24 protein-coding genes are annotated in these 23,434 nt (G+C 68.0%); 17 read left to right on the forward strand and 7 right to left on the reverse strand.

Annotation, left to right across the window (positions count from 1 at the left end; all coding sequences use genetic code 11):
- Positions 1 to 49: 49 nt before the first annotated feature.
- The 5 genes from C1A15_RS10305 to gluQRS all read left to right on the forward strand — a co-directional run bounded on the left by C1A15_RS10305 (position 50) and on the right by gluQRS (position 5,564).
- Positions 50 to 1,813, forward strand: coding sequence for a thiamine pyrophosphate-dependent enzyme (locus C1A15_RS10305; RefSeq protein ID WP_101722485.1), 1,764 nt, complete (start codon positions 50 to 52; stop codon positions 1,811 to 1,813).
- On the forward strand, positions 1,810 to 2,436 hold the full coding sequence (locus tag C1A15_RS10310) for an indolepyruvate oxidoreductase subunit beta (RefSeq protein WP_101722486.1): 627 nt from the start codon (positions 1,810 to 1,812) through the stop codon (positions 2,434 to 2,436). Before C1A15_RS10305 ends, C1A15_RS10310 begins: the two co-directional genes overlap by 4 nt.
- Before the next feature lie 4 nt (positions 2,437 to 2,440).
- On the forward strand, positions 2,441 to 2,875 hold the full coding sequence (locus tag C1A15_RS10315) for an amino acid-binding protein (protein ID WP_101722487.1): 435 nt from the start codon (positions 2,441 to 2,443) through the stop codon (positions 2,873 to 2,875).
- A gap of 14 nt (positions 2,876 to 2,889) precedes the next feature.
- Positions 2,890 to 4,245 carry a phenylacetate--CoA ligase family protein gene (locus C1A15_RS10320; protein WP_245865089.1) on the forward strand — a complete coding sequence of 452 codons (1,356 nt, stop codon included), beginning with the start codon at positions 2,890 to 2,892 and terminating at the stop codon, positions 4,243 to 4,245.
- Between the two features lie 368 nt (positions 4,246 to 4,613).
- Positions 4,614 to 5,564, forward strand: a complete 951-nt coding sequence (gene gluQRS, locus C1A15_RS10325; RefSeq protein WP_101723765.1) for a tRNA glutamyl-Q(34) synthetase GluQRS — start codon at positions 4,614 to 4,616, stop codon at positions 5,562 to 5,564.
- A 2-nt stretch (positions 5,565 to 5,566) separates the two neighbouring features.
- Here gluQRS and C1A15_RS10330 read toward each other — a convergent pair whose 3' ends face one another.
- Entirely contained in the window at positions 5,567 to 6,064 is a 498-nt protein-coding gene (locus C1A15_RS10330; RefSeq protein WP_101722489.1) for a hypothetical protein, read from the reverse strand.
- 645 nt (positions 6,065 to 6,709) lie between these two features.
- Here C1A15_RS10330 and C1A15_RS10340 point away from each other — a divergent pair.
- The 6 genes from C1A15_RS10340 (at position 6,710) to C1A15_RS10365 (ending at position 13,939) form a co-directional block, all read left to right on the forward strand.
- Positions 6,710 to 7,378, forward strand: a complete 669-nt coding sequence (locus tag C1A15_RS10340) for a hypothetical protein (protein ID WP_245864994.1) — start codon at positions 6,710 to 6,712, stop codon at positions 7,376 to 7,378.
- A gap of 30 nt (positions 7,379 to 7,408) precedes the next feature.
- Positions 7,409 to 10,237 carry a molybdopterin-containing oxidoreductase family protein gene (locus C1A15_RS10345; RefSeq protein ID WP_101722491.1) on the forward strand — a complete coding sequence of 943 codons (2,829 nt, stop codon included), beginning with the start codon at positions 7,409 to 7,411 and terminating at the stop codon, positions 10,235 to 10,237.
- A complete protein-coding gene (locus tag C1A15_RS10350; protein WP_101722492.1) occupies positions 10,237 to 10,851 on the forward strand; it encodes a 4Fe-4S dicluster domain-containing protein in 615 nt (204 codons plus the stop codon). The genes C1A15_RS10345 and C1A15_RS10350 overlap by 1 nt, the downstream gene beginning before the upstream one ends.
- A 103-nt stretch (positions 10,852 to 10,954) precedes the next feature.
- Positions 10,955 to 11,647 carry a TorD/DmsD family molecular chaperone gene (locus C1A15_RS10355; protein ID WP_245864995.1) on the forward strand — a complete coding sequence of 231 codons (693 nt, stop codon included), beginning with the start codon at positions 10,955 to 10,957 and terminating at the stop codon, positions 11,645 to 11,647.
- Positions 11,644 to 12,327, forward strand: coding sequence for a ferric reductase-like transmembrane domain-containing protein (locus C1A15_RS10360; protein ID WP_101722493.1), 684 nt, complete (start codon positions 11,644 to 11,646; stop codon positions 12,325 to 12,327). The genes C1A15_RS10355 and C1A15_RS10360 overlap by 4 nt, the downstream gene beginning before the upstream one ends.
- A gap of 64 nt (positions 12,328 to 12,391) precedes the next feature.
- Entirely contained in the window at positions 12,392 to 13,939 is a 1,548-nt protein-coding gene (locus C1A15_RS10365) for a helix-turn-helix transcriptional regulator (RefSeq protein WP_101722494.1), read from the forward strand.
- Between the two features lie 27 nt (positions 13,940 to 13,966).
- On the opposite strand, the gene C1A15_RS10370 is transcribed toward C1A15_RS10365, so the two are convergent.
- The 3 genes from C1A15_RS10370 to C1A15_RS10380 all read right to left on the reverse strand — a co-directional run bounded on the left by C1A15_RS10370 (position 13,967) and on the right by C1A15_RS10380 (position 15,896).
- The gene (locus tag C1A15_RS10370) at positions 13,967 to 14,617 is read right to left on the reverse strand and encodes a VanZ family protein (RefSeq protein WP_101722495.1); all 651 of its coding nucleotides are present in this window, start codon (positions 14,615 to 14,617) and stop codon (positions 13,967 to 13,969) included.
- Between the two features lie 141 nt (positions 14,618 to 14,758).
- Complete coding sequence (locus C1A15_RS10375) at positions 14,759 to 15,337, reverse strand: TMEM175 family protein (protein WP_101722496.1); 579 nt, start codon at positions 15,335 to 15,337, stop codon at positions 14,759 to 14,761.
- A gap of 121 nt (positions 15,338 to 15,458) precedes the next feature.
- A complete protein-coding gene (locus C1A15_RS10380; protein WP_101722497.1) occupies positions 15,459 to 15,896 on the reverse strand; it encodes a lipocalin in 438 nt (145 codons plus the stop codon).
- A 681-nt stretch (positions 15,897 to 16,577) separates the two neighbouring features.
- Between C1A15_RS10380 and C1A15_RS10385 the strand changes: the two genes are divergently transcribed.
- The 4 genes from C1A15_RS10385 (at position 16,578) to C1A15_RS10400 (ending at position 19,848) form a co-directional block, all read left to right on the forward strand.
- On the forward strand, positions 16,578 to 17,084 hold the full coding sequence (locus tag C1A15_RS10385) for a MarR family winged helix-turn-helix transcriptional regulator (protein WP_180953071.1): 507 nt from the start codon (positions 16,578 to 16,580) through the stop codon (positions 17,082 to 17,084).
- Positions 17,085 to 17,241: 157 nt separating this feature from the next.
- Positions 17,242 to 18,423, forward strand: coding sequence for an ArsA family ATPase (locus tag C1A15_RS10390; RefSeq protein WP_101722499.1), 1,182 nt, complete (start codon positions 17,242 to 17,244; stop codon positions 18,421 to 18,423).
- On the forward strand, positions 18,413 to 18,667 hold the full coding sequence (locus C1A15_RS10395) for a hypothetical protein (protein WP_101722500.1): 255 nt from the start codon (positions 18,413 to 18,415) through the stop codon (positions 18,665 to 18,667). The genes C1A15_RS10390 and C1A15_RS10395 overlap by 11 nt, the downstream gene beginning before the upstream one ends.
- A gap of 17 nt (positions 18,668 to 18,684) precedes the next feature.
- On the forward strand, positions 18,685 to 19,848 hold the full coding sequence (locus C1A15_RS10400) for an ArsA family ATPase (protein WP_101722501.1): 1,164 nt from the start codon (positions 18,685 to 18,687) through the stop codon (positions 19,846 to 19,848).
- Positions 19,849 to 19,866: 18 nt separating this feature from the next.
- Here C1A15_RS10400 and C1A15_RS10405 read toward each other — a convergent pair whose 3' ends face one another.
- The 3 genes from C1A15_RS10405 to C1A15_RS10415 are packed head-to-tail and all read right to left on the reverse strand — an operon-like array spanning position 19,867 to position 22,463.
- Positions 19,867 to 20,340: a hypothetical protein gene (locus C1A15_RS10405; protein WP_101722502.1), complete on the reverse strand. Its 474-nt coding sequence runs from the start codon at positions 20,338 to 20,340 to the stop codon at positions 19,867 to 19,869.
- A 21-nt stretch (positions 20,341 to 20,361) separates the two neighbouring features.
- Positions 20,362 to 21,294, reverse strand: a complete 933-nt coding sequence (locus C1A15_RS10410) for a prenyltransferase (RefSeq protein ID WP_101722503.1) — start codon at positions 21,292 to 21,294, stop codon at positions 20,362 to 20,364.
- Positions 21,291 to 22,463, reverse strand: a complete 1,173-nt coding sequence (locus C1A15_RS10415) for an Mbeg1-like protein (RefSeq protein WP_101722504.1) — start codon at positions 22,461 to 22,463, stop codon at positions 21,291 to 21,293. The genes C1A15_RS10410 and C1A15_RS10415 overlap by 4 nt, the downstream gene beginning before the upstream one ends.
- Positions 22,464 to 22,504: 41 nt before the next feature.
- Between C1A15_RS10415 and C1A15_RS10420 the strand changes: the two genes are divergently transcribed.
- Positions 22,505 to 22,954, forward strand: coding sequence for an acyl-CoA thioesterase (locus C1A15_RS10420; RefSeq protein WP_101722505.1), 450 nt, complete (start codon positions 22,505 to 22,507; stop codon positions 22,952 to 22,954).
- On the forward strand, positions 22,951 to 23,427 hold the full coding sequence (locus C1A15_RS10425) for a low molecular weight protein-tyrosine-phosphatase (protein ID WP_101722506.1): 477 nt from the start codon (positions 22,951 to 22,953) through the stop codon (positions 23,425 to 23,427). The genes C1A15_RS10420 and C1A15_RS10425 overlap by 4 nt, the downstream gene beginning before the upstream one ends.
- Positions 23,428 to 23,434 lie beyond the last annotated feature (7 nt).

Below are 23,434 nucleotides of genomic sequence, written 5' to 3' on the forward strand. Positions count from 1 at the left end.
ACGTTGCCGTATAATTCCGACGTGGGTCATTACACGGAAGGGTTCGCTCATGGAATTGATGTCAGGCAACGAGGCAATAGCCCAGGGGGCATGGGAGGCCGGCGCGCGCATCGGCGTGGCCTATCCCGGCACGCCGTCGACGGAGACGCTCGAGGCGTTCGCGAAGAAGGACGGCGTGTACGCCGAATGGGCCGTCAACGAGAAGGTGGCCGTGGAAGTGGGCATCGGGGCGTCGGCCGCCGGCGCGCGCGTGCTGACCACGATGAAGCACGTCGGCGTGAACGTGGCCGCCGATCCGCTGTTCACCGCCGCGTATTCGGGCGTCGGGGGAGGCCTCGTGGTGCTCGCCGCCGACGATCCGGGCATGTACTCGTCGCAGAACGAGCAGGATTCCCACTGGTACGCCCGCGCGGCGCACATCCCCATGCTCGACCCCGCCGACTCCGCCGAGGCGCTGCGCTTCACCCGCGAGGCGTACCAGCTGTCCGAGCGCTTCGACGTGCCGGTGTTCATCCGCTCCACGGTGCGCGTGTCGCACACGAAGACGCCGGTCGAGCCGGGCGAGCGCGTCGAAGCGGCGCTCAAGCCCTACGAGAGCGACCCCGCGAAGTGGGTCATGATGCCCGCGTTCGCGAAGCCGCGCCGCAAGGTGCAGCTCGAGCGCATCGACGCGCTGCGCGCCTGGGCCGAGGAATGCCCCTACAACGAGGTGCTGCATCGCGGAAGCGCCGTGGGCGTGGTGTGCGCGGGCGCCGTCTACCAGCACGTGCGCGAGGCGCTGCCCGACGCGTCCGTGTTCAAGCTGGGCCTCACCTGGCCACTGCCGGCTGCTGCGCTGCGCGATTTCGCCGACGGCGTGGAGGCGCTCTACGTGGTGGAGGAGGCTTCCGAGTACCTTGCCGAAAGCGTGCGCGCGCTCGGCGTCGAGGTGGCGCCGTTCGCCCGTCCGCTGCCGCGCGACGGCGAGCTGACGCCCGGCCTCATCCGCGCGGCGTTCGGCTGCGACGAGCCCGCGCACGAGCAGCTGCCCGCCGGCCTTCCCGGCCGTCCGCCGGCGCTGTGCGCCGGATGCCCGCACCGCCTCGTGTTCAAGGAGCTGTCTCGCATGAAGGCCGTCGTCACGGGCGACATCGGCTGCTACACGCTGGGCGCGCTGCCGCCGCTGTCCGCCATGGACACCACCATCGACATGGGCGCGTCGGTCTCGATGTCGCACGGCTTCGAGCTGGCCTGGGCGGGAACCGACCACCGCCCCGTCGTGGGCGTCATCGGCGACTCGACGTTCGCGCACTCGGGCCTCTCGGCGCTGATCTCCACCGTGTACAACCGAGGCGGCGGCACCATCTGCGTGCTCGACAACCGCACCACCGCCATGACGGGCCGCCAGGGCAACCCCTTCAACGGCGAGACGCTGCAGAAGCGCCCCTCGCGCGAGCTCGACCTCGAGGGCGTCGTGCGCGCCATCGGCGTCGAGGACGTGCGCACCATCGACCCGAACGATGCGTTGGCCGTGCGCCGCGCGCTCAAGGAGGCCGTGGCCACGGGCGAGCTGTCCGTGCTCGTGTTCCGCAGCCCGTGCGTGCTCATCGACCGGCATCGGGAGCCTGCGTACGCGGTGGGCGAGGCCTGCACGGCCTGCGGCGTGTGCTCGACGCTGGGCTGCCCGGCCATCGCGAAGGACCCGGCTAACGACCACGCGCTCATCGACGCCGCGCAGTGCATCGGGTGCGGCCAGTGCGCGCAGTACTGCGCTTATCGGGCCATCGCGCAACCCGAACCCGCTATCTCGGCAAACGAAGGGAGCCAGGCATGATGACCTCGAACGATACCGTCACCGTCCTCTTGTGCGGCGTGGGCGGCCAGGGCACCATCCTGGCGGCCGACCTCCTGGCGCACGCGGCGCTGGAGTCGGGCTACGACGCGAAGGTATCCGAGATCCACGGCATGTCGCAGCGCGGCGGCGCGGTGACCACCGTCGTGCGCTTCGGGCGCGAGGGCGTGCTGTCCATGGTGTCCGACGAGGGCTGCGCCGACTGCGTGGTCTCCTTCGAGACCACCGAGGCCCTGCGCAACCTCCCCAACGTGCGCGAGGGGGGCTACCTGCTCGTGGCCGACGAGTCCATCCAGCCGCTGCCCGTGCTCATCGGGCGCGCGTCCATGCCCGAGCACGCGCACGAGACGCTCCTCGCAGCGGGCGCCACGCTCATTCCGGCAAGCGACATCGCCGTGGGGGTTGGCGCGCCGAAGTCGGTGAACGTGGTGCTGCTGGGCGCGCTCGCGACGCGCCTCGACTTCACGGAGGATGCGTGGGAGCGGGTCATCGCGCGCCGCGTGCCGCCCAAGACCGTCGACGCGAACCTGGCCGCGTTCCGCGCGGGCCTCGACTTCGCGCGCGACGGGGCATCGCGCTGCGACGGGGCCGGGGAGGGGATGTAAAGCCATGAGCGTGCAGCAGATCAGCGTGTTTTTGGAAAGCCGTCCCGGTCATCTGCGCCGCGTGCTCGACGCGTTCGAGGAGGCGCACGTCAGCGTGCGCGGCTACAGCGCCTCGGACACGGGCGACTACGGCATCGTGCGCTTCATCGTGGACGCGCCCGACAAGGCGCTCGCCGTGCTGCAGGACATGGGCGCGGCGGCCACGCAGACCGACGTGCTGTGCGCCCGCCTCGACGACGAGCCGGGTGAGCTCGCCCGCGTCATGGGCGTCATGGCCGATTGCGGCATCAACGTGACGTACAGCTATTCGCTCATCTCCACCTACATCGCGCTGGCCACAGACGAGCTCGCGCGCGCCGAGGAGCTGCTGGCGGGCGAGCCCGTCGAGCTCATCGGGCAGGACGACCTTGCGCGGCCCATCGCGCCGGAAGGCCGGTGAGCTGCGTGGCCGACATGACCGTGAAGGGCGCGGCGCTGGCCGCCGCCGCGGCGGGCGACTTCTCCGACCTGCCCATCCACAACCCCGCCGTCGAGTGCGCCTCGCGCGAGCGCATCCGCGCCATCCAGCTGGAAAAGCTGATCGCGCAGGTGGCCTGGATCTACGAGCGCGTCCCGTGGTACCGCGCGCGCATGGACGCCCTCGGCGTGGCGCCTGCCGACATCAAGACGCTCGACGACGTGCGCAAGCTCCCGTTCACGGACAAGTCCGCGCTGCGCGACACGTTCCCGTACGGCCTGTTCGCCGTGCCGCTCGACGAGGTGGTGGAGCTGCACGCGTCCTCGGGCACCACGGGCAAGCCCATCGTGGTGGGCTACAACGAAAGCGATATGGCCATGTGGGCCGACTGCATCATGCGCCTCGTTCAGATGGCCGGCGTCGTGCCGGGCGACCGCGCGCAGATGGCGTTCGGCTACGGCATGTTCACGGGCGGCTTCGGCCTGCACTACGGGCTGCAGAAGCTCGGCTGCATGATGATCCCCGCCGGCTCGGGCAACACCGAGCGCCACATCGCCATGATCGAGGACTACGGCACCACCGTCCTCGTTGCAACGCCTTCCTACGCGCTGCACGTGTGCGAGGTAGGGGAGCGCATGGGCTACGACTGGGCGAAGTCGCCGCTGCGCGTGGGGCTGTTCGGCGGCGAGCCGTGCCCGCCGGGCCTCAAGGCCGAGATCGAGAGCCGCATGCACATCGTGTGCACCGACAACTACGGCCTCACCGAGGTCATGGGCCCGGGCGTGTCGGGGGAGTGCCTCGCCTCGCGCGACATGCAGCACTTGGCCGAGGACCACTTCCTGTGGGAGGTCGTCGACCCTGAGACGGGCGAGCCAGTGCCCGACGGGGAGATGGGCGAGCTCGTGCTCACGCCGCTCGGGAAGCAGGCCATCCCCGTGCTGCGCTACCGCACGCACGACCTGACCCGCGTGGTCGTCGAGCCCTGCGCCTGCGGGCGAACCACGGCACGCATGCAGAAGGTGCGCGCACGCTCCGACGACATGCTCATCATCCGCGGCACGAACGTGTTCCCCTCCCAGGTGGAAGACGTGCTGGCCGGCATCGACGGCGTCACGCCGCACTACCGCATCGTCGTGGAGAGCGTGGGCGGCCTCGACCGCATGACCGTGCACGTGGAGCTCAAGCCCGAGGCGTTCTCGGACTCGTTCGAGGACATGGAGAACCTGCGCCGCTCCATCGAGGAGAAGCTCAAGGGCGTGCTGCTCGTGGGCGTGCGCGTGAAGCTCGTCGAGCCCGGCGGCATCGAGCGCTCGCTCGGCAAGACCAAGCACGTCGAGGATCTGCGGAAGTAACTGGGCCTGCACGGGAATGGCTCCCCGGCACGGGGCGCCATGCTCAAACGGTCCTGAGCTCGCACGGACGCCCCAGCGGGGCGTCCGGCTCGTGCGGAACTGCGCGGTGCCCCGTGCCAGGGCACCCCGCGTTGAAACCCTTCCGCACGTTCGAGCGCTCGACCTGCGAAGGCGCTCGATGCCGCCGGTTCGCAAACGTGTTGCAATATCCCTCGAAGGAGAAGGTCGCGATGTACGAGAAGGGCTTGTGCGAAGAACCGGATGACGTCTGCCGTGCGGCCGGGGCCTCCTCGGAGGGCGTCACGCGCAGACCCGCAGCGACGTGGACGGTCCAGCGGACCGTCCGCCAAAGCGAGGACTGTTTGAGCATGGCGCCCTCCGAGGAGGCCCCGGCCCAAGGCCCTGTGGTCGGCCGGTTCGCGCCGTCTCCGACGGGGCGGATGCACGCGGGCAACGTGTTCGCGGCGCTCACGGCGTGGCTCGTGGCGAAGTCGCAGGGCGGAAAGATCGTGCTGCGCATCGAGGACCTCGACGCCGAGCGATCGAAGCCCGCCTACGTCGACGCGGCGCAGCGCGACTTCGAGGCGCTCGGGCTTTTCTGGGACGAGGGGCCTTACTTCCAGCACGACCGCACGGAAGCCTATCGCGCGGCCTTCGACGAGCTGCGCGCCCGCGACCTCGTCTACCCCTGCTTCTGCACGCGCGCCGACCTGCATGCGGCCTCGGCGCCGCACCGCGGCGAGAAGCCGGTGTATCCGGGCACCTGCCGCAGCCTCGGCGACGAGGAACGGGAGGCCCGCGCACGAGAGCGCACGCCCGCGCAGCGCCTGCTCGTGCCCGACGAGCGCATCGCCTTCATCGACCAGGTGCAGGGGCCTTACGAGCAGAACCTCGCTTCCGACTGCGGCGACTTCCTCGTGCGGCGCTCGGACGGCGCCTTCGCCTACCAGCTGGCCGTCGTCGTAGACGACGCGGCACAGGGCGTCACGTCGGTGGTGCGCGGCGTGGACCTTTTGTGCTCGACGCCGCAGCAGCTCTACCTTCAAGGGCTGCTCGGCCTGCCGCATCCGACCTATGCGCATATCCCCCTGCTCGTCGCCGAGCGCGACCGGCGCCTCTCGAAGCGCGATCGCGACGCCGCGCTCGACGCGCTGCTCGAGCGCTTCAAGACGCCCGCAGGCGTCATCGGGCACATCGCCGGCATCACCGGACTCGCTCCCACGTGCGATCCCGCCACGCCCGAGCAGCTGTTGGCGACGTTCGACCCCACCGCGCTGCCCGCAGCCTTCGACGACCTTGTGCAGGTGCGCTGGAGGTAGGCCTACCAGGAGGCGATGAGGGAGCTTGCGACCTCGACGGCCAGCACCGCGAGCATGATGATGACGAGAAGGGCGACGCCCTGAGTGCCGAGCTCATATTCTGCGGTAAGCTCCGGTCCCGTGCCGGCGGCCGCCTCCGCGATGGCCTTGCCGTCGCGTCGCGAGCCGACGCTGATCCAGGCGCATCCGGCCATAAGCGCGATCGGGATCGCAACGCCCGAAACCACGCCGACGCTCGCATCAAAGCCGCCCGTCGCACCGAAGGCCGAAATGCCGAGGATGCCGGCGCATGCAACCGCCCACACCAGGTTCACGAGGGCCGCACGCCTTCCCCGACGTCGTTGAAGCGCGCTCGCCGGTCGGCCTTCGTAGGGGTTGTGAGCGATATCCGAAAGGCCGAGCCATTTCCCGCGCCAAAGCTTCCCGGCACTCAGCAGCAGAAACGCGATCAAGGGGATGAAGACGACGCATCCGGCGATCAGCTTCGCATGCTCATCCATGGCGCTCTCCCTTCGGTCGACCCTGCCCGCAGTATACTCCTGCGGCACTGCGCGAGGAAAGGACGAAGAGGGGGCGTCGGCAGCTGGAGGGGCGCGAAAGGGCGGCCATGACAATTCCAGGCGGTATTTCTCGTCGTCGCGCCTGGTTTCGGAAAAGGCATTCAGCATGTGTCCAGGTCGCAAGGCGCTCCGGTTCGCAGCACTCGAGTTAGTCGCGAGCAATATTGTCAGGGCTGACCTTTCGCGCCCACATGGCTCGCTGATCCATGGCTATGTGTGGCAAAATCGGGTTTTTGGCAAATATTCCTCATCTCTCAGGGGTTCGAGTGCCGTTCGACGAGAAGCCCGTCGACGAAAGGCCTGGTCGCGGATTCACCCCGCCGCAAAAGGGCGCAGGTCTTCTGCCAAAACTCCGATTCTGCAACATATAGGAGCGTTTCTGCTGTCAAACCGCCCTCGACGCCGTCACTCTCTCGCTGAATCAGCGCCTCTCCGGTCGAAACCCCCTCACTCACGCAAAATGCGTGAGGTTTTCCATCAGGTTTTTCTCCCGTTTCATCCAGAGTGCGGATAGTCCTGCCGCCTCTCACTGCCTACAGTGATGCCATCGGAGGAATGCAGCGAAGGGGGAGGTGCATAACCGCCATGCAAGACGAAACAGAAATCGACGATCAAGGCGCGGCTAAAGGGCTGGACGTGCTCGAGGACACGGTCACCCGCCATCCGCTCAACCGCGAGGTGCTGTACCGCATGCTCGCGTTCTGCGGCGAGGAGCGCGCGTTGGACGATCTCGAACGCGAGATCGCTTCTTGGCCCTCGTTCAAAACCGCGACCCAGAACCAGTACCGACTCGCCGAGCACCTCGTGCGCGCGGGCGGGCTCGAGCGCATCGAACGCGACGAGAGCGGCGCAATCGTCGCGCCGCACGACAAAGAGGGCCTCGACGAAGACGCGATCGACGACCTCGTGGCAACCGTGTCGTACCGCGTCACCGAGACGGGCCGGCGCTTCGTGGAGCTGCATCGCCCGCGCGCTCGGCTCGTGGAACTGCTCCAGCTGGCCCCCGAGCGCGCCGAAGCGTACGTCGAGCTGCTCGAGTTCGTGCGCGCGCAGCCGCGTTCCTACCGCGACGTCGAGGAACTCTTGCGCGACCGGCCGGTGCTGGAAACCGTCGTGGACGGCGTGCGGCGCACCATGCAGCCCAGCGTGTTCGTGGACAAGCTCGAGCGCTCCGGCGCTCTGGTCTGGAATGAGGGGTGGTGCTTGACGGAGGAGGGGGAATCGTTTCTGCAGGAACTGAAGGCAAGCGAGTAGAACCGTTACAGGAGGAGAAAGGGAGAGAACATGGCTGAAACCACGTTGACGCGCCGAAGCTTCGTCAAGGCGTCCGCGCTCGCGGGCGCGACGGCGGCATTCGGCGTCTCGATGGCCGGCTGCATGCAGGAGGCCCCGAAGGAAGAGGGCGGCTCTGCGGGTGGCGCGCAAGAAGAGCTCGTGAGGATGAAGACGTCCTGCCACGGCTGCATCCAGATGTGCCCGGCCGTCGCGTATCTGAAGGACGGCGTCGTCGTGAGGCTGGAAGGCGACCCCGACGCGCCGGTGAGCCGCGGCAGCCTCTGCATCAAAGGGCTCAACCAGCTGCACACCATGTACAGCCCGCGGCGCGTGCTGCACCCGCTCAGGCGGGCGGGCGAGCGCGGCGAGAACAAATGGGAGGTCATCAGCTGGGACGAGGCCGTCGAGGAGGCGGCCACGCACATCTGCGACGCCATCGACAAGTACGGCCCCTATGCCTTTTTCGCCAGCGTCGGAGGCGGCGGCTCGTACTCGTTCATGGAGGCTATGACGCTGCCGATGGCGTTCGGATCGCCTACGGTGTTCGAGCCGGGCTGCGCCCAATGCTACCTGCCGCGCTGGAGCCTGTCGAAGCTGTTCTACGGCGGCAACGACCAGTCCATCGCGGACAACGCCGTGCAGGAGATCTTCCGCACGGGCGACGACAACAAGGCCGAGGTCGTGGTGCTGTGGGGCGCCCAGCCTTCCGTCAGCCAGACGGCCGAATCGGGCCGCGGCATGGCCGAGCTGCGCGCCAAGGGGGTGAAGACCATCGTCGTCGATCCCAACTTCTCGCCCGATGCCGTGAAGGCCGACGTGTGGCTGCCGGTGCGCCCGGCCACCGACACGGGCCTCTTGCTGTGCTGGTTCCGCTACATCTTCGAGAACAAGCTCTACGACGAGGAATTCACCAAGTACTGGACGAACCTGCCCTTCCTCATCGACCCGGATACGAAGCTGCCGGTGAAGGCGCAGGAGTTGTTCCCGGACTTCGAGCAGACCACGCCCGAGAACACCCCGGCCTACGTGTGCTTCGATCTCAAGACGAACGCGGTGGCGCCCTTCGAGTTCTCTGCGCCCGCTGACGCGGCGGTCGACCCCGAGATCTTCTGGACGGGGGATTTCGAGGGCAAAACGTACAAGACGGCCGGCCAGATCTACAAGGAGGAAGCCGACCCCTGGACCCTCGAGCGCACCGCCGAGAACTGCTGGCTCGACGCCGCCAAGATCGAGGAGGCCATCAAGATCTACACCGATGCGAAGGTGGCCGGCATCGCCAACGGCGTGGCGTCCGACATGACCGAGTCGGCCAGCCAGGTGCCGCTCGGCTGCATGGGCCTCGACGCCATCATGGGCTACGTCAACAAGCCCGGCTGCACGATGACGCAGTACGGCGCAGCGGGCGCGCAGCCTGTGAAGCGCCCGGTCACGTACAACAACGGATTCGACGGCATGTTCTCCGACATGTACGGCATCGGCGCGGTCGTGGGCATGAGCGACGCCGAGAACGAGGCGCGCGCCAAGAAGCTGGGGGAGGAGAACCCGCAGCAGAAGCTGGCGAACCAGCTGCTCGTCGACCGCCTGGGCATGAAGGACCACAAGGGCCTGTACGCCTGGTGCCACAGCCATATCCCCACGGTGCGCGAGGCCATCGCCACGGGCGAGCCGTACAAGCCGCGCGTATGGTTCGACATGTCGGGCAACAAGCTTGCCATGCTGGGCAACGCGAAATCGTGGTACGAGGTGTTCCCCGAAGTGGACTACATCATCGGCCAGTACCCCATGCTCACCTCGTTCCATATCGAGGCCGCCGACCTCGTGTTCCCTGTGCGCGAGTGGCTTGAAGAGCCCATGGTGAACATGACCCAGCTCAACACGCAGTGGCTGCAGAACGAGTGCGTGCACATCGGCGAGACGGTCTCGCATTCCATCCCCGCCGCTCAGGTGGTGGCGAAATGCGCCGAGAAGATGGGCGGCGAGCTGCCCGGCCTCAAACCCGGCTACCTGGGCAGCGCGACCGAGGAGGAGGTCAAGGCCTCCGTCGCCGAGACGCTGCACGCTCCCAGCTGGGACGAGCTGGTCAAGGACACCGACAAGTACGTGCCCTTCGTCACGCCGGCCGAGGAGTACTTCCAGTACAACCAGCACGAGACGGTGGTGGACGACGGGCTGCCAGCGGGCTTCGGCACCGAGAGCCGCAAGATCGAAGTGTACTGCCAGATCCTGCTCAAGCTGGCGCGCACGGGCTACCCGTTCTGCTACCCGGAGCCGCAGGAGCCCTGCGAGGACTACAGCCCCATCTGCTCCTACATCGAGCCGGCGGAAAGCCCGCTCGCAGACGAGCAGTATCCTTTCGTGCTCACGTCGGGCCGCGTGCCGTACTTCCACCACGGCACCATGCGCCACGCCGCGCTCTCCCGCGAACTGTTCCCGACCGCCGAGATCCGCATCAACCCGGCCAGCGCCGAGGAGCTGGGCATCGAGCACCTGGACTGGGTGAAGGTGTCGAGCCGCCGCGGCGAGGTGCACGCGCGCGCCTACCTCACCGAAGGCGTGCATCCCAAGTGCGTGTGGATGGAGCGTTTCTGGAACCCCGAGTGCTACGACGAGTCCCAATCCAACCCGACGGCCGGGTGGCGCGAGTGCAACGTCAACGTGCTGACGAAGAACGACGCCCCGTTCAACGAGGTATACGGCTCCTACACCAACCGCGGCTTCACGGTGAGCATCGAGAAGTCGGAAAAGCCCGCGAACGTGTGGGTGGAGCCCGGTGAGTTCGCCCCGTTCCTGCCGACTGAGGAGATGCTGTCCGAAGCTCAGACGAAGGATGTGTTCTGATGAGAAACTGCCTGGTTATCGACCTCGACCGCTGCAGCGGGTGCGACAGCTGCATCGCGGCCTGCAAGCTTGAGAACGACGTGGACCTGGGCGTGTACTACAACCGCGTGCACGCCGTGGGCCCCACGGGGACCTTCCCGGACATCGAGCAGTACTGGCTGCCCCTGCAATGCCAGCAATGCGAGAACCCCGGGTGCATCGAGGTGTGCCCGACGGGCGCGTCGTACCGCGACGAGGCCACGGGCGTGGTGCTCGTGAACGCCGAGGAGTGCATCGGGTGCGAGTCGTGCCTGACGGGTTGCCCGTACAACGTGCGCCAGCTCAACCCAAACACGAACGTGGTGGAGAAGTGCACGCTGTGCTTCCAGCGCCATGAGAACGAGACCTGGGAGCCGGCCTGCGTGCACAACTGCTGCTGCGGCGCGCGCTACTTCGGCGACCTCGACGACGCGAACAGCTCGGCGGCGAAGGCCGTCGCGGCGGCGGGCGCCGAGAACTGCCACCAGCTCGACGACCCGCACGGCTTGAAGCCGGCGACCGTCTACATCTTGTCCGCGAAGACCGCAGCATGGCAGGACGATCCCGCGACGACGGAACGCGTTGCCGTTTCGTAGGCCGCGTCGCGCGTCGCGCGCCGTCCCGGCAGGCCGACCTCCCTCCCGAGGCCTGCCGGGACATTCGCGCGCTCCACGCAGGGATAGCAGAGAAAGGGGAACGATGATGACGGAAACGAGCAGCGTCCCGGGCATCGCCTCGGCGCTCGAGGGCCGCGCAGCCTTCTACGACGCGGTGGCGGCGCTCTACTACAAGCCGCTGACGCAGGAGCAGATCGACCGCATCGCTGACGGGGGGCTCGGCGCGTTCGCCGACACGAGCGAGCTGGTGGCCGAAGGGCTGCACGACATGGAGCGCGCGGTGGCCAAGCGCCATTCCGGCACGCGCCAGGAGCTGGCGGTGGACTTCACCGGCGCGTTCGCCGGCACGTCGTCGTGGAAGGGGCGCTACGCCACGCCCTACGAGTCGGTGTTCACGAGCGAGGAGGGGCTGCTGTTCCAGGAGTCCTACCACGAAGTGCACCGCCTGTACCGCGAGAACGGCGTGCGGAAAGGCGCGGGCTTCGATTTCCCCGACGACCACCTGTCGTACATCTGCGAGCTCCAAGCCGTCCTGGCCCGACGTGCCGTCGAGGCGCTCGAGGCGGGCGACGCCGAAGGGGCGCTGGAGCAGGTGTGCCGCTCGCAAGCCGTGCTGCGCGACCACGTGCTGTCGTGGTTCGACGACTTCGAGGAGACGGCGCTGCTCCTCGTGAAGACGCGCTTCTACCGGGGCGTCCTGAAGATGACCAAGGGGTTCTTCCTGTTCGATGCCGGCGTGCTCGAAGATTTGGCGGAGGAGTTGGAAAGGCTATGACGTTCGCCCTCGTGCTCGCATGCACGATAGTCGCTTGCTTCGCGCTGCGCAATCCCCTCAAGGCCTGCCCGATGGCGTTCTACGCGGCCGCCGTGCTCGCGGACGTCGCGTTCTTGGCCGGCACGTTTTGGGGCATGCCGCGCGATGTGTGGAGCGCGTTCTTCGTCCTCGTCCAGAAATGCCTGCTGCCGCTCGCCCTGTTCGTCGTCGTGATGTACATCGGCGTGCTCCCACAGGGTTCGCGACCGTGCCGGTGGCTCAAGGCGGTGCGCGCCGAGCTGTCAATCGTCGCATGGATCCTCTCGCTCGGACACATGGCGGTGTACGGCGCCACCTACCTGCCGCGTCTTCTCACGGGTGGGAGGACGGACGCGAACGTCGTCGCATCGTTCGTCGTGGCCGTCGTGCTGTTGGCGTTGCTCCTCGTGCTGGGCGTCACGTCCTTCAACGCGGTGAAGCGCCGCATGCGCACCGAGACCTGGAAGAACGTGCAACGGCTGGCGTACCCGTTCTTCCTGCTCGTGTACGCGCACCTCCTGCTGATGCTGGCGCCTTCGGCGCTGCACGGCGGCATTGCCGCCACGGCGAGCGTTGCGGTATACTCGGCAGTGTTCGCGGCGTACATCGTTCTGCGGCTCGTCCGCGCCGTGCGGGAGCGTCGCGCGCGCGACGCCGTCTGACGCTCGCAAAGGAGCGCGCGGCTCGAGCTGTCGTCCGTTCGGGGAGGGGGAGTCGACTGCTTTCATGAAGGCGTTTCCGGAAAAGCTCGTCAAGGCGTGCCCGTCGGTGCCCTACCTTGCGCTCGGCATCTGGCTGGCATGGGCCTATATCGCCTACAGCGGCACCGCCTGGCTCTCGGACACCGAGGTCAACGGCGCGAACATCTCCACGATGTACATTGTCTCGACGCTCGCGTTCGGCATCGCGCTGCTCGCGGCCGCCTGCGCGGGGCAGCGCGTGCGCCGGTTGATCGACCGCCCGCAGGCGGTGCTCGCCGGCGGGGCCGCGGCATCCCTCGGGTGCCTCGTCATCATCCTCATCGGGCCGTACTATCTCATGCCCGTGCTCTCGGACGAGGTCACGAACGTCGTCTTCTACATCGCCAGCGCATGCACGGGCGTCGGCACATCCGTGATCGGCCTCAAGTGCGGGCAGCTGTACGGCGGCATCGCGCCTCGCAAGGCCATCCTGTACACGGCGCTCTCGCACGTCGTGATCGCGCTCATCTACTTCACCGTCATCGGCTCGCCCGCCTGGCAGCCCGTTGCGGGAGGGCCGTCTCTCACGGGCATCGTCGCCTTCGTGAGCATGCCCTTCGCCGCCGCAGCCGCTTCCGCGCTGTCGTTCATCGCGCCTCCAAGCGAGAAGGGCGCGCCCGAGGACCGCAGCTCCCGCTTCCCGCGGTCGTTCTGGAAGCTCATCGCGGTCACGTTCGTCTTCTCGTTCGTGGTGGTGGCCCTGCGCTCGATGCTCGTCGAGGTGTCGCCGGTCGACGTCACGCTCGACAACACGCGCCTTGTCATGCTGCTGCGCATGGTCATGGCGCTCGTGTTCGCGGCGGCGGCCATCGGCGTCGAGGGGGAGCGCTTCGACTTCGGCAAGATCTACTCGGTCATCATGGCCGCCGTCGTGGCGCTCATCGCGTTCTGTCCCATCGTGGGCGTCACGCACCTCGGGTGGAGCGCGCTCGTCACCTTCCTCTCGGCCATCTTCGAGTTCGTGCTGTGGTGCATCCTCGCGTTCGTGGTCTACCAGCGCCATATTTCGGCCGTGCTCGTGTTCGGCTACGGATACGGGATGTTCATGGCGGGGTCGGGCGCCGGATGGCTGGCGGGCGTGCACCTGTTCCCGCAGATAGCGGTCACGTCGAACTCCATCGTGCTGTACCTCGTGCTGGCGTTCGCGGTGCTTGCGTGCGCGTTCGTGCTGTTCTCGGAGAAGGAGTTCGACCGCCTGTTCAAGCCCGAGGGGGCAGGGGAGGCCTCGCTCGACGACCTGCTGGGCGACGAGCTTCCCGACCCGCACGCCGACGACGAGGCGCCTTCGGGCAAGAAGGGCCGCTTCGGGCTGGCCATCGACGCGCTGGCCGAACAGGCGGGCCTCTCGCCGCGCGAGAAGGACGTGCTGCGCTGCCTGGCCATGGGCTACGACGCCGGCACGGCCGCCAAGCGCCTGCAGGTGTCGTGGAACACCGTGCGCACCCATACGCGCAACGTGTACGCGAAGCTCGACGTCCATGCGCGCCAGGAGCTCATCGCGCTCGTCGACGAGGCCACCGACCAGCTTCCGTGACGTGCGCCTCGGCGCCGACGCTCGACCTCAGAGCGCGCCTAGCAGCTCCGATACGCCCAGGTCGTTGAACAGGAGGAAGCGGCCCGCGAACGCCGCCGCCAGGTATAGCGCCGGCTCGCCGAGGCCGGCCATCGCGGGTCTGCGCGCGAAGGCGCCGCGCCGCGGCGCCGGCGTGCCGTGACGCAGGAGGCTCCATGCCTTGAACAGCGCGAACCCGGCGAGGGCGCCCAGCGCGTTCATGACGAGGTCGTCCGCATCGGTGGTTCGGTTGTTCAGCAGCTGGCTCAGCTCGATTGCCAGCGAGAACGCGAGCCCGAACGCGAGCGCGCCCGATGCCCGCATGCGCGGACGGAACGCAAACGGAAGCAGGAAGCCGAGCGGGACGAACAGCACGGCGTTCAACGCGCACCCGACGACGTCGGCGTCGGCGAAAGGGACGAGGCTCACGCTGCTCGCCACCGGCCCGTGCCCGTCGAGGATGCGCAGCAGATCGTAGAGCGTGCCGGCTCCCGTGACGCTCAGCACCGCGGCAAGGTACAACGCGAACGCGAGCGTCGGCAGGCACGCGCTCGCCTGGGTTCCCGTGCGCCGCGCCCGTTCTCGCACGATCGCGTACGCGACGAAGAGCGGAACGAGCGCCGTCGCCGCCTCGTACGCCGTCGATACCGCCTGCTCCATCGAAGCCCCCTTCGTCCTTGGTTGAGAGAAGGCCCCATGCTACCAGGCTCGCGACGCGCAGCCGCGCTGCTTCGGCATACTTAAGGCGCGCTTAAGGAATCCGTTGCCGCATGTTCCGATTCCGGCCGCCCGGCACAGGCCCTACGAGCGCACGGCGCGCTCGATGCGCCGCTCGGGCACCACCCACAGCACGAGCATGAGCGCATTCACCACGAACACGAGCTCGGGGCGCACGAGGATGCCGAGCGCGATGGCCGCGAGGTTCGCCCCCACCGACGCCCACGATTTCCAGTACCGGTTGAAGTAGACGCTCACCGCGTCGTTGCCGTCCTCCACCTGCCGCAGATTGCGCGCCACGACGAAGAACATTATGTCGGCGGCCATTACCATGAAGCCGAACGTCACCTGGGGCGCAAGGTCGGAGAAGTAGTCGCCCATCCACGATGTGACGAAGGGGAACAGCGACAGGCTGAGTATGAAGAAGTTGTTCGCCCAGAGCACCTTGCCGTTCACGCTGCGCGCGGCTTGGAACAGGTGATGGTGGTTGTTCCAATAGATGGCCAGCATGAGGAAGCTGACCAGGTAGATGAGCAGCCGGTGCCACTCCTCGAACAGGGCGGCGAAACCGCCGCCGGTCGGCTCGTGCAGTTCGAGCACGAGCACCGTCATGATGATGGCGATGATCGCGTCGGTGAACGCTTCCAATCTTCCCTTCGGCATGCCCGTCCCTTTCGCCGCGCCGTTCGCCTGAGCCGACCAGCATAGCGGGCGGGAAGCCGTCTCGTCGAGTTCGCAACCCGATCGGCGGCCGCGCGTCGCCGATTCGTGGCTGCCCCGTCGCTCAGACGAACAGAAGCGACACGGCCGTCATGACGGCGCAGGCGCCCAGCAACAGGACGAGCAGGCGCACGCCGTCCTTCTTGAACCGATCCTGGTAGTTCTGATCCTTGCGCCCGGCGAACAGCGTCCACACGAGGCTCAGGCAGAAGGCCACGAGCGCGATGTTGCTGAGGACGGTGGCGGCCTGCACGAACACCGGCACGCCGGTCATCTTGCCCATCTCGAAGGCCATGAGCGTGGCCACGACGGCGAAGCAGGCCACCATGACCCACGAGGCCCGTTTGCCCGTGTTGGCGGTTCCCTCGGGGAAGAACGTGCCCTTCTTCGTCTTCTCGGGCTTGGCGATCAGGAACAGCCAGCGCCCGTTGTACAGCTGCACCGCCAACAGCGCCGCAGCAACCAGCAGCAATGCGCCCAGCACCAAACGTGCGATCTCCATGGAAAGCCTCCCTTAGCTCTCGCGCCCGTCGTTTTCCGTCCGTTGAGAGTATACGGTATCGCACGCCCATCCGGCCACTGCATGCGCCTGCGAAAGCCGGCCGCAAGCCCTCCTTGCCGGGCTGCGGCATGCACGAAGGGGCGGTTCGATCCCGTCGGCCCCGGTACGGCCGGGCATACGTCGACGGCGGTTCAACATAGGGATTCTCGTTTCGCGGCCGTTTTCGACGGGTATACGTCGCCGTTCAAACCATCTCGCGGCGCGGAAAAATGCACCAAGCCGCTGAACTGGCCCTTTGGAAAACGTTCTCCTATGGTCGGTGCGCGCGCTCGGGCGAAGCCCTTCCAAACGACGTATACGTCGAAAACGGCCACGACTGGAGGATCTCTATGTCGATGGTGGTTAAACATAGAGTGACGGGGTTCGTGGCAGGTTTTGCGAGATATTCGTCGCGATTCCCGGCCGTGGCGCTCGGCTTCTTTCGGCACATCCCTGTGATCAGGGGATAGGCGATCCGCTCCGGTGCTTCGCCCTCGCGCGTCCTTCGTCGGCAAGCGGAAACGACGAATATCTCGCAAAACCTGCCACGAGTCGCGGCTTCGCCGGCTCGTCGGGCTCGCGGGCTTGACAACAAGATAGTTCGGTGACAGAATGAATTTACTTCGAGAAAGGAAGCATTCTATGACGAACGAGCGCGCGACGAATCTCCCAACCGACGAGTTCTTCTGGGAGTTCCTCGACGCGGGCAAGGACGCCTTCTCCTCCGAGCGGTGGCAGGGCGTGCTCATGGACTGCTCCAAGAACGAGCTGCTCGCGCTCGTGCACGTCTACCGTGCGGGCGAGACCACCATGTCGCGCATCGCCGAGTACGTGGGCGTGCCGCTGAACACGGCCACGGGCATCGCGAACCGGCTGGAAAAGCGCGGCCTCGTGCAGCGCTGGCGCAGCGTCCAGGACAAGCGCGTGATGGTGGTGCGCATCACCGACGAAGGCGCGCGGCAGGTGGCCGAGGTCATGGGCACGGTGGGCTCGCTCGTCGGAGCGCTGTTCGAGGACCTGTCGGACGAGGAGCGGCTCGTGCTGCTCAAGGTGGTCAAGCGGCTGCCCGCGCTGCTCGAGCGCGAAGGCGGGGACGGGAAGGAGCGCGGAAGCGCGAAGACGGGCATGAAGCGCATCGCGATCGAGTAGGCGCGTGCGCCCTCCGGGCGCGGAGGAGCGCGGGGCGCATGGGACAACGTCGATCCCGCCGACGCGGGGCGCACGAGGCACGGCGGCGGCAACGCCGCGTTTTTCGCACCAATAGTTCGAGCATGGAATAATTCGACTGAAGAAGATAGGACGCACGATGACGCAGATTCGGATATTCACGGGAAAGGGCGGGGTCGGCAAGACGAGCGTTGCGGCCGCGAGCGCCTGGAAGGCGGCCGCACGCGGCGAGCGCACGCTGCTGGCCAGCACGGATGCGGCGCACAGCGTGAGCGATGTGCTGGCGCAGCGCGTCGGGCCCGAAGAGGTGCGCGTGGCCGACAACCTCGATGCGGTCGAGCTCGACGCCGACCGCATCATGGAAGGGGAGTACGGCGACCTCGTCCGATCCGTCACCTCGATGGCCACCAGCATGCAGCGCGGCGCCGACGACGGCGGCGAGCTGCCGACCATGCCGGGCCTCGACGGGCTGTTCGCGCTGCTCAAGCTGCTCGAGTACGCCGAAAGCGGGCGCTGGGACACCATCGTCGTGGACTGCGCGCCCACGGGCGAGACGCTCGCCCTGCTCAAATTCCCCGAACTTCTGGGCTGGTACGTCGAGAAGTGGCTGCCGCTCGGCAAGGCGGCGCTGCGCGTGCTGTCGCCGCTGTCCAAGAAAGTGCTCAAGGTGGAGCTTCCCGACAAGCACGCCATGTCGGACATCGAGCGCCTCTACGCGCGGCTCATCGACCTGCAGGAGCTGCTGAAGGACGGCGACCGCACCGCCGTGCGCATCGTGACGCTGCCCGAGAAGATGGTCGTCGAGGAGACGAAGCGCAACTACCTCTACCTCAACCTGTTCGGCTACCGCGTGGACGGCCTCGTCGTGAACCGCGTGCTGCCCGCCGAGGAGGCGCAGGGCTTCTTCGCCGAATGGGCCGAGGTCCAGGCGCGCTGCATGGACGAGCTCTCCCAGGTGTTCGCCGACGTGCCCACCGCGCGCCTCCCCTGGCACGGCACCGACATCTGCGGCGCGGAAGGGGTGGCGCAGCTGGCCGAGGAGCTTCCCGACGAGAGCGTGTTCGCCGCCGCGCCGCCCCTCGAGCACGAGCGTTACGCGCAGACGCCAGACGGATGGGCGCTCGAGCTGGCGCTTCCGCTGGCGGACAAGGGCGCGCTCGAGCTGTACCAGGCCGGAAGCGACCTCGTCGTGCGCGTGGGCGCCATGGCCCGCTGCATCCCGCTGCCGAACGCGCTGGCGGGCTTCGACGTGGCGGGCGCGCGGCTGGAGAACGGAACGCTGCACGTGGCCTTCGCGGAAGGAGAACGGGATGAACGCTGAGTTCGCAAGCAAGATGCTCGAGGCCAAACGGCTCGAGGCGGAAGCCCTCGCCCTGCTCGTGCCGCCGCCGGCGCGCCGCATGGCGGCGGCGGCCGTGCGCGCGTGCGCCGAGGCGGCCCTCGGCATGCTGGAAGGCGCGCCCGCACCGCATGAGCCATCGCCGCAAGCGGAGCGGCGCGCGGCGCAACCGGAACGGAAACCGAAGCGGCACGAGCGCGGTCTGCGCCCCATCGCCATCGATTAGAAGCGGGAGCTTACATCATGAGGATCATCCTGTACACCGGCAAGGGCGGCGTGGGCAAGACCTGCGTGGCCGCCGCCACGGCGCTGCATCTGGCCGAGCGCGGGCAGCGCGTGCTCGTCGCCAGCACCGACGTCGCGCACAGCCTGGGCGACGCGTTCGACCTGCCCGTCGGCAGCGCGGCGACGCCCGTGGCCGAGAACCTGCAGGCGCTCGAGATCGACCCGGCCGTCGCCGGCCGCGCCGCGTGGGGAGGCTTGCAGGGCTACCTGCGCACGCTCATGACGAGCCACGCCGACGCCGGCATCGAAGCCGACGAGCTGCTCGTGTTCCCGGGGCTCGAGGAGCTGTTCGCGCTGCTGGCCCTGCTCGACATCGAGCGCGGGGGCGCCTACGACGTGCTCGTCGTGGACTGCGCGCCCACGGGCGAGACGCTGTCGCTGCTCAAGTACCCCGAGCGCCTCGGCGCGTTCATCGAGGACGCGCTTCCGTTCAAGCGCAAGGCCCTCAAGCTGGGGCGGCCCGTCCTCGAGGGGCTCATGAAGATGCCGATGCCCGACGACGCGCTGTTCGACGAGGTGTCGGCGCTCGTGGACAAGCTGGAGGCGCTGCGCGCGCTGCTCGTCGACGACGAGCGCGTCAGCCTGCGCGTGGTCACCACGGCCGAGCGCATCGTGGTGCAGGAGGCGAAGCGCGCGTTCTCGTGGCTGCACCTGTACGGCTACAACGTGGACGCGGTCGTGGCCAACCGGCTGTACCCCGACGAGGCGCTGGCCGGCTACTTCGAGCGTTGGACCGAGCTGCAGCGCGCGTCGATGCGGGAGATCGAGGAGGGGTTCTCGGGCGTGCCCGTCCTGCGCCTCATGCTCCGCCACGGCGAGCTGCGCGGCCTCGACGGGCTTCGCGAGGCAGCCGCCGAGCTCTACGACGGCGTGGATCCCGCTCTCGTGCTCGCCCGCACCGAGACGGCGAGCATCGTGCAGGCCGACGGCGCGCTCGAGCTGTCCCTCGCGGTGCCGTTCTTCGACAAGCGCGATCTCGAGCTGCACCAAGACGGCGACGCGCTCGTCGTCGCGCTCAAGAACCAGCGCCGTCGCATCGCGCTGCCGGACGAGGCCCGCGGGCTGGACGTTGCAGGGGCCCGCTACGAGGACGGGCGCCTCGTCGTGAGGTTCGAGGGGTAAGGCCGCGCAGCCTCGGCGCTACAACCCCGCCGCCACCGCTCCCACCGCGCCAACCACGGCCAGCACGGCCACGACGAAGACGATGGTGGCGGCGTGCAGGTGGTCGAGGCTCGACCGGCGCGGGGCGGCGCCTTTCGACGAGGGCTGCTCGTCGTCCGGACGCTGCACGATGAAAAACCAGACCAGGACCACGACGAGCGCGACGAACGCCACGTTGTTCGCCATCGATGCGGCCGACACGACCCCTGCGCTGCGGGCGAGCTCGCCGGCCAGGAACACGACGAGCGTGGCCATGAGCGTGCCGGCCGCCATGAGCACCACGGCCATGTGCCTGCCGAGCGCGCGGCAGGCCTCGTCGCGCCCGGGATCCGCGGCGGCGGACCCCGCCAGCAGCACGAGCCAGCGCCCGCGCCAGAACATGGTTGCGAGCAGCGCGAACGCGACGAGTGCGACGCCGGAGGCCGCGATGGCGGCGATGACGGCTCCTTCCATGGTGATCAGCCCCTCCCTCGCCTACGCCGTCAGCGTGACGGCGCTCGCCAGGATGGCCGCCGCGTAGAACGCGCCGAGCGCGATGTTCACGCTGCACACCTGCGCCATGGCGCCGATGCGGGCCGCCGGGGCCAGCGGATTCCCCAAAAGCGCCTTGAGCAGGGGATAGGAGGCCAGCAGCATGAACGGCATCACCACGAGCCCGTTCGTGAAGAACACGGCCACGAGCGCGACGATGGCGACCACCCACGCGTACACGACGCCGTGGTAGAGCGCCCGCGCCCGCTCGCGACCCAGCAGCACCGACAGCGTGCGGCGGCCCGACTCCACGTCCTTCTCCACGTCGCACGTGTTGTTCGTGAACATGATGAGGCCCACGCCGAGGATGGTGGGCACGGCCCACAACAGCGCGCGGAGGTCGAAGATGCCCGTGAGCGCCTGATAGCTTGCCAGCGGGATGAGGCCGCCCATCACGAACCCGCTGACGAGCTCGCCGATGGGCAGGTAGGAGATGGGCGTCTTGCCCGCCGAGTACAGCACCACGATGACGGCGCCAACGGCGCCCAGCGCGAGCGGGATCCATCCGGCGATCCAGATCACGTACGCGCCCAGCAGGAACGCCGCCGCGAGGAACCCGATCGCCAGCGCGAGCGCCGCGCGCGGGTTCACGTTGTTGTACACGAGCACGGCGTCGGTGGGATCCACGTTGTCGTCGGCCGAGTCGGCTCCCTTCACGTAATCGTAGTAGTCGTTGAACGTGTTGACGGCCGCCTGCATGAGCACGCAGATGACCAGCAGCACGCACGCCATGGTCGCCGACACCGCCGGCGCGGTGACGGCCGCGGCCGCGACGGCCGCGAGCACGGGCAGGATGGCGGCCGGCCAGGTGTGCGGCGCCGCCAGCTGCATGGCCATGCGGGGGGTCAGTCTTCCGTACGCGACGGGTGCGCTCATGCTTCGGTTCCTTTCTCGGGGTCGTACGTCTCGCGTCGGCGCGGCAGCCAGGTGGGCGGGGCGGGTTTGAAGCGCTTGACGGTCTCGGCTTTCAGGATGCCGCCGAGCGAGCCGAGCGTCTGCCAGATGAAGCTCTTCGTCTCGGCGTCCAGCTTCGAGCGCGCGCCCAGCATGCGCCGCGTGTTCGCGAACAGCTTCTCTTGGAACTCGCTCCACGTGCCCGCCTCGGTTGCGGCGAACAGGTCGTATATGGTGTCGATGAACCGCTCTCGCTCGACGGGCGACTTGCTGCGCAGCCATGCGTCGAGCGCCTCGTCGAAGAACACCGCCGAAGGGTTGAGCGCGTCCTGGTACACGAAGTCGTCGCCCTCGGTCTGCCAGGTGAACGGCTCGTGCTGGAACACCGACATGGCCGATGACCGCACCACGCGGTAGTCGGCGCGCCGCTCGAGGATCATGCCGAACGCCGAGGACTCGGGCACGGTCTTGTGCAAGAGGCGGCAGAACCGCTCGTCGTCGATGCGCGGCGAGGGGTCGTCCAGAAACGAGGGGCCGTCGTGGTTGAACACGCCCCGCAGACGGTCGAAGGCGCGGTCGTCGGCCACGAGCGCCGCGTACTCGGCGAGGTTGCCGCCTTTGGAGTGGCCGCCCACGACGAGGGGGCAGGGCAGGGCCGACGCCACGCCCGACAGGTAGGCCGCCGCGGTGCACTGGGAGGGGATCACCTCCTTGAAGCAGAGGTTGAAATCCTCCTTCCAGCCGGCGAAGCTGCCGTCGGTGCCCCGGAACGCGAGGTAGGCCGTCTGGCCGTCGGCATCGGGGAAGGTGAGCGTGACCGCCGAGAACTGCTTCTCCACCGCGTCGGAGCGCTCGTTGGCGTAGAACGAGGCGCGCACGTCGCGCATGCGGCGGCTTGCCGACAGGACGTGCAGGAACGCCTCGGTGTCCTTCGCGTCCTCCATCCAGCTGTGCGCCGTGAGCGCGCTCCAGTCGGACAGCATCACCACGTCGTGCAGCAGCGCTCCCGCGCCCGAGGCGAGGTCGATGCCGGGCGCCGCTTCGTAGTTGAAGTACGCGAGCGTCGCGAACACGAGCGAGTCCACGGGGTTAAACGGTGATTCCGCGAAGGTGCGCTGCTCTTCGGCCATATACGTTACGATATTCCTCATGCGACCATTGTAGCCGATTGCAAAGGACGGACAGCCGAACCATGCGGGTTTGCACGCCAATCACCATACGCTATGCCGAGACGGACATGATGGGCGTCGTCTATCATGCCAACTACCTGCTGTACTTCGAGGATGCGCGCACGCGGTTCCTCGAGGCCATCGGGTTTCCCTACGACCACATCGAGCAGGCGGGCTATATGTCGCCCGTCACTCACTTCGAATGCGACTACGGCGCGCCGCTGCGCTACGGCGACACGGCCGTCGTGCGCACGCGCATCGTGGAGTCGCGCCCGGTGAAGACCGTGTACGCCTACGAGGTGTTCCGCGAGGGCCAGGACCTCGACAAGGAGAAGCCGTGCTGCACGGGCCGCAGCACCCACTGCCTCGTGGACGCCGCCACCTTCAAGCCCGTCAGCCTGAAGCGCGCGATGCCTCAGCTGTACGAGCGCTACCTCGAGGTGCTCGAGCCGGAAGAAGGGAAGGGCCGATGAGCGCGCCGTTCCGCATCCTGTTCGTGTGCCACGGCAACATCTGCCGCTCCACGATGGCCGAGTTCGTCATGAAGGACCTCGTGGCGCGCCACGGCCTGTCCGACCGCTTCGTTATCGCCTCCGCGGCCACGCACGACGACGAGATCGGCAGCCCCGTTCACCACGGCACGCGCGCCGTGCTCGAGGCGCAGGGCATCGACTGCTCGGGCAAGACCGCCCGCCGCCTGCGCCGCGCCGACGCCGAGGAATGGGACCTGTTCGTGGGCATGGACGAGGCGAACATGCGCGACATGCGCCGCCAGCTGGGGCGCGAGGCCGAGGACCGCTGCTTCAAGCTGCTGGAGTTCGCCGACTCCGATCGCGACGTGGCCGACCCGTGGTACACGGGCGACTTCGACGCCACCTACGATGACGTGATCGCCGGCTGCACGGGGCTGCTCGCGCGGCTGGCACCGGGCGCGAAGCGGCCGTAGGGGCGGC

The sequence above is a fragment of the Eggerthella timonensis genome, assembly GCF_900184265.1.
Classification (GTDB): domain Bacteria; phylum Actinomycetota; class Coriobacteriia; order Coriobacteriales; family Eggerthellaceae; genus Eggerthella; species Eggerthella timonensis.